The sequence below is a fragment of the Dolichospermum sp. UHCC 0406 genome, assembly GCF_009712025.1.
In the GTDB taxonomy this organism is placed as follows: Bacteria; Cyanobacteriota; Cyanobacteriia; order Cyanobacteriales; family Nostocaceae; genus Dolichospermum; species Dolichospermum lemmermannii.
The window spans coordinates 115,055-128,571 of record NZ_VILA01000026.1 but is presented as its reverse complement, the minus strand read 5'-3'; the positions used below and the strand labels follow the sequence as shown (position 1 = coordinate 128,571).

General features: G+C 35.7%; 12 protein-coding genes and 1 tRNA gene. 6 read left to right on the top strand and 7 right to left on the bottom strand.

Translation table 11 applies throughout. From position 1 onward, the window contains the following. Positions 1–16: 16 nt before the first annotated feature. Positions 17–1,714, bottom strand: a complete 1,698-nt coding sequence (locus tag FJR09_RS20770; protein ID WP_174783359.1) for a DUF3352 domain-containing protein — start codon at positions 1,712–1,714, stop codon at positions 17–19. Positions 1,715–1,744: 30 nt separating this feature from the next. Here FJR09_RS20770 and FJR09_RS20765 point away from each other — a divergent pair, with 30 nt between their 5' ends. Further along, positions 1,745–2,104, top strand: a complete 360-nt coding sequence (locus FJR09_RS20765) for a rhodanese-like domain-containing protein (RefSeq protein ID WP_015080560.1) — start codon at positions 1,745–1,747, stop codon at positions 2,102–2,104. 53 nt (positions 2,105–2,157) lie between these two features. On the opposite strand, the gene FJR09_RS20760 is transcribed toward FJR09_RS20765, so the two are convergent. Then, positions 2,158–3,168 carry a class I SAM-dependent methyltransferase gene (locus tag FJR09_RS20760; RefSeq protein WP_168634480.1) on the bottom strand — a complete coding sequence of 337 codons (1,011 nt, stop codon included), beginning with the start codon at positions 3,166–3,168 and terminating at the stop codon, positions 2,158–2,160. Between the two features lie 422 nt (positions 3,169–3,590). Here FJR09_RS20760 and FJR09_RS20755 point away from each other — a divergent pair. Continuing rightward, positions 3,591–3,663, top strand: a tRNA-Ala gene (locus tag FJR09_RS20755). Between the two features lie 580 nt (positions 3,664–4,243). Here the strand turns inward: FJR09_RS20755 and FJR09_RS20750 are convergent. Continuing rightward, a complete protein-coding gene (locus tag FJR09_RS20750; RefSeq protein WP_158310534.1) occupies positions 4,244–4,390 on the bottom strand; it encodes a hypothetical protein in 147 nt (48 codons plus the stop codon). Between the two features lie 258 nt (positions 4,391–4,648). On the opposite strand from FJR09_RS20750, the gene FJR09_RS20745 reads away from it, so the two are divergent. Both FJR09_RS20745 and FJR09_RS20740 read left to right on the top strand, forming a co-directional pair. Further along, positions 4,649–5,890 carry a lipid-A-disaccharide synthase gene (locus FJR09_RS20745; RefSeq protein WP_168652302.1) on the top strand — a complete coding sequence of 414 codons (1,242 nt, stop codon included), beginning with the start codon at positions 4,649–4,651 and terminating at the stop codon, positions 5,888–5,890. Positions 5,891–5,919: 29 nt separating this feature from the next. Then, positions 5,920–8,973, top strand: coding sequence for an Eco57I restriction-modification methylase domain-containing protein (locus tag FJR09_RS20740; RefSeq protein ID WP_168652953.1), 3,054 nt, complete (start codon positions 5,920–5,922; stop codon positions 8,971–8,973). Positions 8,974–8,981: 8 nt separating this feature from the next. Here FJR09_RS20740 and FJR09_RS20735 read toward each other — a convergent pair whose 3' ends face one another. Together FJR09_RS20735 and cobU are read right to left on the bottom strand one after the other, a co-directional pair. Beyond that, a complete protein-coding gene (locus tag FJR09_RS20735) occupies positions 8,982–9,359 on the bottom strand; it encodes a hypothetical protein (RefSeq protein ID WP_015080556.1) in 378 nt (125 codons plus the stop codon). A gap of 316 nt (positions 9,360–9,675) precedes the next feature. Beyond that, positions 9,676–10,263, bottom strand: a complete 588-nt coding sequence (gene cobU, locus FJR09_RS20730; RefSeq protein WP_015080555.1) for a bifunctional adenosylcobinamide kinase/adenosylcobinamide-phosphate guanylyltransferase — start codon at positions 10,261–10,263, stop codon at positions 9,676–9,678. A 124-nt stretch (positions 10,264–10,387) separates the two neighbouring features. On the opposite strand from cobU, the gene FJR09_RS20725 reads away from it, so the two are divergent. Together FJR09_RS20725 and FJR09_RS24830 are read left to right on the top strand one after the other, a co-directional pair. Next, positions 10,388–11,185 (top strand): hypothetical protein, encoded by a 798-nt coding sequence (locus FJR09_RS20725; protein WP_015080554.1) that lies wholly within the window; start codon positions 10,388–10,390, stop codon positions 11,183–11,185. A gap of 83 nt (positions 11,186–11,268) precedes the next feature. Next, positions 11,269–11,505: a hypothetical protein gene (locus FJR09_RS24830; RefSeq protein WP_217361136.1), complete on the top strand. Its 237-nt coding sequence runs from the start codon at positions 11,269–11,271 to the stop codon at positions 11,503–11,505. Positions 11,506–11,549: 44 nt separating this feature from the next. Here FJR09_RS24830 and FJR09_RS20720 read toward each other — a convergent pair whose 3' ends face one another. Further along, complete coding sequence (locus FJR09_RS20720; RefSeq protein ID WP_015080552.1) at positions 11,550–12,023, bottom strand: DUF29 domain-containing protein; 474 nt, start codon at positions 12,021–12,023, stop codon at positions 11,550–11,552. 131 nt (positions 12,024–12,154) lie between these two features. Continuing rightward, entirely contained in the window at positions 12,155–13,228 is a 1,074-nt protein-coding gene (gene fba / locus FJR09_RS20715; RefSeq protein WP_015080551.1) for a class II fructose-bisphosphate aldolase, read from the bottom strand. Positions 13,229–13,517 lie beyond the last annotated feature (289 nt).

The window sequence follows — 13,517 nt, the reverse complement described above, 5'->3', positions numbered from 1 at the left end:
AGTTAATTCTGATTTTTTAATGCAGTTGCAAGAATACTCCACCTTTAAGTGTTCCTGGTTCGCTGCTATAACTACTCACTGTCAGGGATTTTAAATTATCAAAAAGTGGCTTACCCAATACTTCTGCAAGTTTAAGCAAGGGTAGTTGACGTTTGAGAAGATTTTGACTATTTTCCCAGTCTAGATAAATATACCCTTGGTTGGGTTGGGGAATTGTCGCAATACTATTTTGAAATTGAGGACTTTCTAGGAGAGATTTTTGCTTTTGACTCAAAACTGCTGTTAGCGTCTTTAAATCAGAACTGAAAATTTCATAATTATCTAAGGTTGTATGCACTCCTTTAACTTTTGTGTCAACATTAATAGATGTGTTATTTTCACTTGTGGCTGTAATTTTTGTCCAAGCTGCTATTTTTTGTTGATCTAAAGTTAGGGAACTAACGTTAAAACCACTTCTACTGGCAATATTATTTAAATGTGTGATTCCTGCTGCTAATTCTGGGGTTTTTTCGATGACAAATAACCAATGAGGGGTTGTATTTTCTGAATTGGGTAATAAGGCTAAAGCGTATTCTCCTGTTATCCAATTGAAAATATCTTCGCTAAAGTTTAAATTCCAATTGTTTTGGATTTTTACGAAGGGTTGTAGTAATCGAGAAATCCCTTCTTCACTAGAACCGTAAATGCTTGCTGTTACTTGTTTCCACAGTTTTGCTATATCGCTATTACCTAATTTATTCAAATTTGTGCCAGCGATCGCTAAAGCTGTTGATTCTGGAATATACTGTAATGCTCCTACAGATTGAGATAGGGGTAAAGATGAAGGTACAACTGGGGAATTTGTTAAAAATGTACTTTCTGTGAGCAACCCTTGGGAATTTAAAACGAAGGAGAGAATTTGGCTATTATAAGTTGATTCTGCCAATTCTAATCCTTGCCATTTACCAACTTCGGGCAAATTTAAGAAAGTCACAGCTACAGCATTTTTAGAGATTTGTTGAGTAGCTTTTTGATATTCTAGAGAACTAATTAAGTTTAAATCTGGTGCTTGTAAATTATTAATTGCTTCTTTGATAACTTGAGGATGATTAGCCAGCAAAACAAAATTATTAACAACTGCACCTGCTAAACTATTTTGGTTTTTTAAGTCTGGTGCATATTCGGGATGATCAGAAATAACCTTGACACCTTTGTAACGTTCAATTCCTAAATTAGTCCCACTAAAAGCCCGGTTAGAAAATAATAATTCCAAAAACTCACGGCTTTTCTCTGGTTTTGTAGTTGCAAGTGCCATTAAATACCCGGTTTGTAGTCCGTTGTCTGGATCACGGTCTATATCTATGGTAGTTGCAGCTAGGGTAATTTCATCACCCAACCAGGGTTTAAGATCATTTGAATAATCTATATTATTTTTTGCCAATAGACTATTTTTGAGTTGAGAAAATTCTCCTTTTGCTGCTATTGTCTGTAACCCGTCGGGATTGACCAATAATGATACCATTGCTGGTGAAGACTTGGAGACAAATATAGCCGCAGCGGGTTGAGAGTTGCGAACGACAAGACTAACTGGACTTTTCCCCGAAAACCAGGAGAATTTAGCTACACAAACTAGCACAAGCGTGATTATGCCAGCTATAAGGAAACCAAGTTTAATATTTTTTGTTAAGTGTTGACTGTTCACATTCTTTATATTTTTTAGTTTTTCTGCAAACATGAATAGTATAGGATTTTTTAGAAAAACTGCATGACAAATACATCATTTGATCAACCCTTTTCCGAAATTACTGTTGAGGAACTAGCCAAACGTCTTTCCAGTAATGAAGGAACGCTTCAGTTAATAGATGTGCGTGAACCCCAGGAAATTGCTTTATCACGGCTAGATGGTTTTGTCAATCTTCCTTTGAGTGAATATGAGCAATGGAGTGAACAAGTGCCTATCCGCTTTGATATTCATGCAGAAACTCTTGTTCTCTGTCATCATGGTATCCGCTCTGCTCAGATGTGTGGGTGGTTAGTTACTCAAGGATTTACAAATGTTAAAAATATTAAGGGTGGAATTTCCGCTTATTCGATTTTAGTTGATCCTTCTGTGCCACAATATTAGGAAATTGTAGGGGCGCAGGAATTATCTGCGCTCAAAGTTCAAATTCATCGAGTTTAACTCTCTTCTAAAGGTCGTTCTAAGATTAATTTATAATATCCAAAAGCTTCCCCTTTAGGACTGACAGTAAAAGGCATTAAAAGACCAGCGATTGAATTTCTAATTAAATATTTAGGTAACAAATAAATAAGTATTTTCACTTGCCAAGACAAGGAAAAAAGTTTCCAGGATAATTTTTGTAATTTTAATAATGTCGGCTGAATTGCTAAAGAAATATCTTCAATAGTTTGAATTTGAAAGCCAATTGATTGGACGATAGCATTCCAATCATTAATTTCTGAAAATCCATGACGAACTGCCATTGATATTTCTACAAGTTGAGTTGCGGTTTGCAGTAATTTAGGGAGTTGTGTAAACTTAATTTTACGATAACCATCGAAGATAATTAATTGTCCACCTGGACGCAGCACCCGAAAAATTTCTGCCAGTGGTGTTTCTGCTTCAGAGGCGTGACATAAACACTCAAAGGCAAAAACAATATCAAAGGATTGATCTAAGAAGTTTAGGCGATTAAAGTTACCTTCTTGAAAAGATAGATTAGAAAATTTATCGGCTTTGCGACGTGCTATTTTAATATGCGATGGTGTTAAATCAATGCCAGTGAAATGTACTTCTGGATACTGCTGCGCTAAAAAACAGCTATTAAATCCTTTACCACATCCTAATTCTAAAACGGTCTTGGCATCAAGTTTACGAATTTGTTCAGCAACTACTCGTGGTTGAGCATAATAACCATCTGGATCAAATATACCATCAGGGTTTAATGCCATGTGGATAGCATCTTGTCCAGAGTGATAGATTTGATAACCCCACTCGCTTTGGGTGTAGTAAGATATGGTAGCATCTGCATCAAATTCTTTTAAAACAGCCTCACAATCAAAAAGCCCGTCAATTTTGGCGATCGCATCTGCTAAAGTTAGTTGACTAGTCTGTGGAGCATACTCTGGTTTTGATCCCCCAGTCAGTAGTTTAATAATGATATTTTTCAAGAATTTATTTGCTGCCATAAGTATTTGCAAAAATATGATTAAATTACTATAGCAGTCCTATTGCGTAACTGTCAGCATTCAGCTATCAAATAAACATTTCCCTAGTACACAATGGCGTAGGTCAATCAACCATTAAAAATTTGACAAAAGCTTGTGTAATCTGCTTTTTTAATTTTTAATTTTTAATTTTTAATTCCGCACTGCGGTAATAGCCTTTTTTTCATGTTCTCCAGCATGATTCTAGGCGGTTGGAGATTAATTAGGTTGAAAACCACATCTATTTTTTTGTTTTGGTTTATCGGTGTCAAGGTTAATTTACTGCTTAATATTTCTTAATATAACTTTCTTGACTGAATTGACATAGATTAATGTATAATCACAAAAGAGACAAATAAAAAAAACTAACCAATAAGCCAAAAAGCTTACTGCATTGGAATTTCGGGGTTATAGCGCAGTTGGTAGCGCACCTCAATGGCATTGAGGGGGTCAGCGGTTCGAATCCGCTTAGCTCCATTAGATTATAATATTTTGAAGTTTAGTAGTTAGAGTTGAAGTCTATTTAGGGTTAACTCATTAGCGTGGAGTTAGCCATATAAACGTGAACTACCTACACTTCCCTTGCGGGTAAGTATAGGCTTCCTACCCAGTTAACAGCTTTTTGCTCTTCGAGAACAACAAGACTGATGTTAAGGCGATAGGCTGACCCCTCGTTCCAAAGGCAAAATCAAGGTTAATCAACAAAAATGATCATGTATCTAGCTTGGTTATCGCTATTCTCTCGCCTTGCCGAGATATTCAATTCATAACACAAATTTTGTGAATTGTCTCCATGTTTTCCTTCCTTGCTGTCGCGTTGGTCGGAAAACCGTCGTCAATTCACGCGCCATTCATCCCCCGCTGCCCTATCGGGTCAGACGTGGGGCTTCTGTCGGTTAAGCCAAAACCCTTGTTATAGCAGCTTTTAGCTTTCAGCGGTCAGCCGTCAGGAGTAAAACCCTTATATTGTGGGACTCCGTGATTAAAATTAGTATCTCATTCAAGTGCATACCGCTTTATACCTACAAGAAATTCTCAGGAATTTGCTTGCTATTTCTTACTTGCCTAAACCATCATATCTGTTTGGGTCTTTTTTCTCTTTTTTGTCCTTGGCATCTTTCTTAGGCTTTTTAGTTTCTTTATTACCTTTTTTTTCCTTAGACATCAGTATTACCCAACTAAGTTTACCCGTTAAAGCTTCCACATTCTGCTATTGGTAAATCAGGGCGTAGCTTACCTGATACCCTTTGAAAACAGCAAGGAAAGCATTAAACATTTACACTACTAACCACCATGATACATTGTTATTTGATTTTGTTATTAATTTAATTAACTATGATACAAAACTTTAGATACCCGGTTACTAGATTTAATTGAGATGCTCACTTCTAGATTCTGTTTTATTCTCTTCATTCATTATATCGGTATAATCGAATTTTATAACTTATCAGGTAATAATTAAATGACTTCATCGGTAGATATTCTCATTCTTTCCAATGGACCAGGAGAAGTTACAACTTGGGTACGTCCTGTTGTCAAAGCATTGAGAGAACAATTAGGACATGATATTTCTCAAGTAAGAATTTCTGTAATATTATCACCTTGTCCCCATGCTAGTGGAAAAGAAACTGCTATAGCGTTGGGCTACCCAGAGGTTGATAGAGTTCAAGCAGCAGCAGATTTTTGGCAATTTTTACTATGGGGAAAAACCGCAGAAAATTGGGATTGGAGAAATCAAGGTGCAGTGGTATTTTTAGGTGGTGATCAACTTTTTCCCGTTATTATTGGTAAGAAGTTAGGATATAAAACAGTAGTTTACGCCGAATGGTCAGCGCGTTGGCACAATTTTATAGATAAATTTGCAATTATGAAAGCTCAAGTTGCGAAAAATGTTTCTCCTAAATATATAGATAAATTCACTGTTGTTGGTGATTTAATGTTAGAAGCAGCAGAGAATGAAATAACATCTAAAATTGAAAATCCCAAATCCCAAATTAACATTATTGGCATTTTACCAGGTTCAAAAGCAGCAAAATTAACCCAAGGTGTACCTTTAACTTTAGCTATTGCTGAATATATTCACAGTAAATTACCCCAAACAAAGTTTTTTATTCCTGTTGCACCAACTTTAGATTTATCAACTTTAGCTGATTTTGCTAAACCTGAAAATAACCCATTGGCTAAAGCTTTTAACTTTCAAGGTGCTGATTTAATAGGTGATAATTTGGTGACTTCTACAGGTTTAATAGTAGCATTAAAATCAGAAAATCCCGCTTATCATTTATTATCTCAATGTTCTATTTGTTTGACTACAGTTGGTGCAAATACCGCAGAATTAGGTGCATTAGCTGTCCCGATGATTGTCCTATTACCAACTCAACAATTAGATGCTATGCGTTCTTGGGATGGTTTACCAGGAATATTAGCAAATTTACCGGGAGTAGGTTCTAGTTTTGCTAAATTAATTAATTGGTGGATGATAAAAAATAAGGGTTTGTTAGCTTGGCCGAATATTTGGGCGCAAGCAGAAATTGTTCCAGAATTGGTAGGTAAATTGCAACCCGAAACTGTGGGAAAAATGGTTTTAGATTTGTTAGAAAATCCCGAAAAATTAGCAGCTATTCGGGATAAGTTACGCAGTGTTAGGGGTGAAGGTGGGGCTGCGGAAAAGTTGGCAATTTTGGTCAAAAAAGAGTTATTATAGATTTATATAAAACTAACATTTTTTCAAATATGAAAGCACCTGATACCATTATTAAACTTGTTGAACATTTTCACTCTTCGATAGAATTGTATCGTGCAGGGGGAATTAATGAAACACAAACTAGAATTGAATTTATCAATCCTTTCTTTGCTGCTTTAGGGTGGGATATTAATAATGAACGACAAATTTCTGATATTTATAAAGACGTTGTTCATGAAGATTCTTTAAAAATTAGCGACGCAAACAAAGCCAAAGCACCTGATTATAGTTTTTGGGTTGGTGGAGTCAGAAAGTTTTTTGTGGAAGCGAAAAAACCCGCTGTTAATGTTGGTAATAATATGAGTGCAGCCTTTCAAGTCAGACGTTATGGCTGGTCTGCAAAATTACCTTTAAGCATTTTAACAGATTTTGAAGAATTTGCAGTTTATGATTGTCGAATTATGCCAAATAAAAATGATTCTCCATTGATAGCGAGAATCAAACATTTTAATTATACAAAATATGTGGAAAAATGGCAAGAGATTTATGATCTTTTTTCTAAGGAAGCTGTCTTAAATGGTTCTTTAGAAAGATTTGCGGAAACTAAAGTTAAAGCTGGGATTACTGTTGATCAAAAATTTCTCCAAGAAATTGAAATTTGGCGAGAAAATTTAGCTGCTAATATTGTTTGGAGAAATCCCCAAATTGAACAAAGAGAGTTAAATTTTGCTGTCCAAATGACGATTAATAGAATTGTCTTTTTACGCATTTGTGAAGATAGAGGAATTGAACCTTATCAACAGTTATATAATTTATTAAAGTTTGAAAATTTTTATCAAGAATTAGGGCGGTTATTTATCAATGCAGATTATCGCTATAATTCGGGTTTATTCCATTTTCAAGGTGAAAAAAGACGAGAAAATCCTGATGATTTTACTTTGAATTTAACTATAGATGATGCTATTTTAACATTAATTATTAGAAAACTCTATCCTCCAGAAAGTCCTTATGAATTTTCTGTGATTCCTGTGGAAATTTTAGGACAAGTGTATGAACAATTTTTAGGTAAAGTCATTCAAATATCTGCAAGTCGTCAAGCAGTTATTGAAGATAAACCGGAAGTAAGAAAAGCTGGAGGTGTTTATTATACTCCTAGTTATATTGTTGATTATATTATTAAACAAACTATTGGTAAGGTTTTAGAAAATAAGAAACCAGATAAAATCCAAGATATAACAATTCTTGATCCTGCTTGTGGTTCGGGTTCTTTTTTAATTGTGGCCTATCAATTTCTCCTAGATTGGTATTTAGAACAATATTTACAAAATCCCAAGAAATACAAAAATAAATTCTATCAAATTTCAGATCATCAATGGCGTTTAACCGCAAGTGAGAGAAAGCAAATTTTATTAACTCATATTTATGGTGTTGATATTGATCAACAAGCGGTAGAAACAACTAAACTATCTTTATTATTAAAGGTATTAGAAGGAGAATCAGGAGAAACAATTAGCAGACAATTACAGCTATTTAAGGAAAGGGCTTTACCTGATTTAGATTATAATATTCAGTGTGGTAATACCTTGATAGACGCAGAATTTTATCAACATACTCAATTAAATTTTTTAGACGAAAATACGGCTTATAGAGTTAATATTTTTGACTGGAAATCGGCTTTTTCTGTTATTATGAAACGAGGTGGTTTTGATGTAGTTATTGGTAATCCTCCCTATATTAGAATCCAAGCTTTAAAAGAATGGGCTGCTTTAGAAGTTGAATTTTATAAACAACAGTATGTTTCTGCTAGTAAGGGAAACTATGATATTTATATTGTCTTTGTGGAAAAGGGATTAGAGCTATTAAGAAAAGATGGCTATTTAGGTTTTATTTTACCCCATAAGTTTTTTAATGCTCAATATGGGGAATCTATCAGAAAATTAATTGCTGAAGGTAAATATCTTCATAAAATAGTGCATTTTGGAGATCAACAAGTGTTTCCAAAAGTTTCAACTTATACTTGTTTGCTTTTCTTGAGAAAATCACAACAATCTGATTTAGAAATGGAAAAAGTTACTGATTTAATAGATTGGAAAAATAATCATAATAGTCAAACAGGAATTATTAATCATTCGTTAGTTTCTGGGTTAGCATGGAATTTTATTTTGGGAGAAGATGCTAATTTATTTGCAAAATTACAACAAATTAAATCTAGACTAGAAGATGTAACAGAAAGGATTTTTCAAGGAATTAAAACCAGTGCTGATAAAATATATATCGTCGAAGAATTATCACGGGAAGATAATTTAATCCAGGTTTTTTCAAAAGAAAAACAAATAACATACTGGTTAGAATCTAATTTACTACATCCTTTGATTAAAGGTGGTGATAGTAAAAGATATTATTTGTCTAAAACTAATAAGTTGATTATTTTTCCCTATATGCTTAAAAATAATGGTTCAATGGAATTAATTTCTATGAATACCTTTGAAAAAGAATATCCTTTAACCCGGAATTATTTACTAGATAATAAAGATTATTTAGAAAGTAGAGAAAATAGTAAAATGTTAGGAGAAAATTGGTATGGATATAGTAGATTTCAAGCTTTAAATGTCATGGCTTTACCAAAAATATTTACTCCTGATATTGCGACTGGTTCATCATTTACATGGGATAAAACAGGGGAGATATTTTTTACGGGTGGTGTCGCTGGAGGATATGGAATTTTAGTTAAATCTATTTATTCATGGGAATACATTTTAGGATTGTTAAATAGTCAAGTCCTAGAATTTTATCTCAAAAAATCATCTACATCAATGAGAGGTGGTTACTATAGTTTTGAATCTCGGTTTATTCGCAATCTTCCTATTAAAATTATTGATAATTCTCAAATTTCAGAAAAGCAAAAACATGATTTAATTGTTAATTTAGTACAACAAATACTTGATCTTCATCAACAACTCAATCAAGCAAACACACCCCCAGCCAAGAGAATGATTCAGCAACAAATTCAAGCCACTGATAGACAAATCAATCAATTAGTTTATGAACTCTATGAATTAACTGATGCAGAAATAACTATGATTGAAAGTATTCAAAGTACATAAACTTAAATTTACTCTTCCCCTTGTCTGCGTCCTAGTTCATAAACACCAGCACCCATACAAGCAAGTATCCCAATGCTAATTCCCCAACTATTACCTAAACTGATATCTAAAATCCAGTTAGATAAACCACCAAATATTAAAAACGGGAAAATGCTAAACAGTGAAGCATAGAAGGAATTTTGCGCTTCTCTGGCTTTGCGTGTCTTTTCAAATTCTGACTGACTGGTATAAAGGGACTGTTCAGCAAAATTGAACCAGCGATTGAGTTGTGTCGTTACCCATTCTCTAACTTGGGAAAAACTCAAATATAATGCTAAAGCCCATAAACAAGCTCCAGCGATGGCAACTGTATCTAATTCAACGCGAAAAGGCAATATGTCAAACATGGCATGGGTTAACTGATACTTTTAACCGGGACATTCCCCGACATCTGAGATGTCGTGAATATCTAGTACAACATCACCAACTGAGTTAGTGAAGGTGGTATCCTATATGCCTTAGAATTATGTTCTCAGGCTCTTGATTGTCTGTCAACGAGTTCAATACGCAAATTTTCTCTAGAACTACCAAGTTTTCAAAAAGAAAGGTTTATTTTCTTTGTAGCCATTCAAGTCTATTCGGAACCATTATAGTTACTCAAAATATTTATTGACTTTAAATTAACTAACTACAAAACTCTCGTATATATTTAATATAATGAACCTATTGTGAAGAAATGTCAATAGATGTCTGAAGATTTAATGTCCTATTCTTTGCTGGTAACGGTACACCTAATAAACTCAAATTCAGAACATGACCACCCGTAACCAAATAAACAGGTTCACAAATTGTCCCTAACTGTCGAACTAATGCACCCAAGCGATCGCGGAATTTGCGCCCCATAGGATAAGCTGGAACTACACCCCAACCAGTTTCTTCTGCCACAAATATCACCTCAGCCGCAACTAACGGCAGAATTTCCAGGAACTCCCTCACAGTATTTTCCCAAACTAAATCATCCTCTTCCAGAAAATTAGCCACCCAAGTTCCCAAAGAATCAACCAACAGGCAAGTATTAGGCTGAGATTGAGCCAACGCAGCAGTCAGTTCCCCAGGTACAGACAGAGTTATCCAATCTTGAGGACGACGTTGTTGATGTTTTTGAATCCGTGCAAGCCATTCCTGATCATCTGGATTTTGTGTAGCCGTGGCGATGTACACTACAGTTTTGCCGGAATTTATCGCCAAATCTTCCGCCCATTCACTTTTACCAGAACGGGCTGCACCAGTCACCAAAATCACTTTACTCATCATTTGATCATATAATATTTAAACAGAAAGAATACACGAGTTAAATCAAGTATCCCCACAATCGCCACCTTTTTGTACTCCTGAATTCTTTCTTGATCAAGACCATAAATTTGAGGATATTCTTATGAAACCAGGGTTAAAACGGATCGAGGCAACATTACATGATTTAGGAACTCGCAATGATGAAGTCACCACAGAAATAGGTGATGAAACCAAACGTTCCTTTTCCTTTCGCATTAGTATCCGTCCCCAGGAATCTACAGAAAATTCCCCAACTACCGCCCAAACCAATAATAACTTAGAAGCAGATCCAGTTAATCATAAAATTCCAGAGGCAAATTTATTTCCCCACCATGATTCTGTCCCAGCTTTTCCAGCCCAAGACAATGGAGAAAAAACGCCAACTCTGCCTAAATTTAAAACTCCATCATTCAGCAATCATCGTCACGGCGCTAACCCAGCCCTAGCGATGAATATGCTCCAAGAAATCCAAGAAAAAGTTGCTAGTTGGCAAATAGAATTACAAAGAATAGTCCAAAATATTCAAGATATTTACTTAGAAGGTCCAATTATTAATGGCTGGTTGGAATCCAATGCCCAAGAGCCAGAAACAGTAGGAACAGCAGCATTACGCCATGCAGAAGTAGAGCGTCTCATGGACTATGTAGAAGAAATTTGTGCTAATGGTGAAAAAGAATCTCATAAACCACTACATACTGACTACCGACTATGTGGAGTAGATAAAGCCGGTCAGGTCTGGTCTCGTCCCTGTCCAGTCGAACAAGTTCCTAGTGTCAGTATAGCGATCGCTCGTCACCAAATATTAAGGCAACTCTTAGGACGCAAACAAGACCTAGAAAATCGCTTGAGTCAATTAGCGGAAACCTTGGTGATGTTACATAGTCATATTCAACAAAATTAAAACAATTACTTGCAGATTGAAATATTTTCTCACTGAATCCAAAATACAGTAGACATCTCCGAAAAAAATCGTAGAGACGTTCCATGGAACGTCTCTACAAGGGCAGAAACGATAAAGGCCGAGGTGGTGCTGCAAGAAAATGGCAACTAAAAAAACAAAGACAGATGCTCAGACAGAAACTCAAAGAAAATCAAAAGTCAAATGATCATCACAACGATAAACAGGGGGAAAGTTCAACTTCCCCCTATTTTTTGGCCTTTTTTCCCCAACAGATTTATTGCCCATTGCAATCAATAAATTTCACATCTTACTATTATTAGTATCTTTAGGCAATCAATTAAAGAAACTGGATTTGCGATTAAATTTATGAACTTAATTGCATGGTGATAAAATCAGGATTAGTCAGATCATCAGGGAGAAAAGAAGACTCTGTGGGAAAAGAATCAATAGGTAATTTAGTTTCTGTATTAGCCGCACGAACTGCTTTTAAATAACAATCAGAAAATATTTCTAAATAATAAGGTTTGAGGCTAGGACTATCTTCTAATAAAGACTCAATTTGATAAAATTGTTCCCAAATTGTCCTCACCCAACTAGAAGAACGTTTTTTAGGTTGATATTGGTACTTGAGTAAGTGCATGAGTAAAACTATGAGTCGGTTTTTAAGTTCACGTCTTTTCTCTTTCCCCATGTCCTCTATTTCTTCAATCAAATGCTCAAAATCAACGTGATCTAATTGATGATTACGCAATAACTTAGCTGTCGTTTCTAGCCACGAACAATAATCCTGCTCATAAAGATAACTACTCAAGGATGTAGATTGTAAATTGGTAGTCATAACAGATAGCCTTATTTATGCCATTACTTAAGTCTATCACATTAATTAATAAAACCAGGAAACATTAACGTTACCTGGTTTATTCTTGTAGGGGCATAGCAATGCTATGCCCTAATTCTCATACTGCCAAATTAAACTTTAGCAGCCGCTCTCATTGCTAATTCGCCTTTAGCATACTTAGCAGCATAATCTTCTAAAGAAACTTGCTTAATCTTGCTTGCGTTACCAGCAGTACCAAACTGTTGATAACGGTCAGCACAAACCTTTTGCATATATTTAATAGAAGGCTTGAGGAAGTGACGAGGATCAAATTCCTTGGGATTAGAAGCCAACGCTTCACGCACAGCCGCAGTAATAGCCAAACGGTTATCGGTGTCAATATTTACCTTACGCACACCACTCTTGATACCTTTTTGGATTTCTTCCACAGGTACACCGTAGGTTTCAGGAATAGCGCCACCATATTGGTTAATGAGTGCCAATAAATCTTCAGGTACAGAAGAAGAACCGTGCATTACCAAGTGGGTGTTAGGTAAACGGCGGTGAATTTCTTCAATGCGGCTAATAGCCAAGATTTCACCTGTAGGCTTACGAGTAAACTTGTAAGCACCGTGACTTGTGCCGATAGCAACAGCTAAAGCATCTACTTGAGTTGCTTCTACGAAGTCAACAGCTTCATCAGGGTCAGTTAATAGTTGAGAATGGTCAAGAGTCCCTTCAAAACCGTGACCATCTTCAGCTTCACCGGCACCGGTTTCTAGAGAACCCAAACAACCCAATTCACCCTCAACACTGACACCCAAAGAGTGAGCAACGTTGACAACTTCGCTGGTAACTCTCACGTTATATTCAAAGCTGGCAGGGGTTTTAGCGTCAGCTTCCAAAGAACCATCCATCATCACGCTGGTGAAGTTGTTCTTGATAGCTGAATAGCAGGTAGAAGGAGCATTACCATGATCTTGGTGCATGACAATGGGAATCTCAGGATAGGTTTCTACCGCAGCCAAAATCAGGTGACGGAGGAAGTTTTCCCCGGCATAGTTACGAGCGCCGCGAGAAGCTTGTAAGATTACGGGGCTATCTGTTTCCACCGCAGCCTTCATGATTGCTTGAATCTGCTCTAAGTTGTTGACGTTAAAAGCGGGGATACCATAACCGTGTTCAGCAGCGTGATCCAAAAGCAACCGCATTGGTACGAGAGCCATATATATTCCTCCTAATTTGGGTATTTAGCTAGTCAGTTTAATAGAAGCGTAATCTTTATTTTAATGTAATTTTTACGCTAATCTTAATGTTTTTTTCAACTTACAGAAAATTATATCTAGTAGTGGGTGCTTTTGTTGAGAAAATTTATCGGCTGATATTCTTAGGCTATGTAATGTTTTTGTAAAGCTAGAAACTAAGTGTTAGCCTGTGCATTTACCGGGCGATCGCAATTTGCAGTTCAAACGTATACAACAAACCAGTCATTTAAAGTTTCTTGTCAATGCGTAA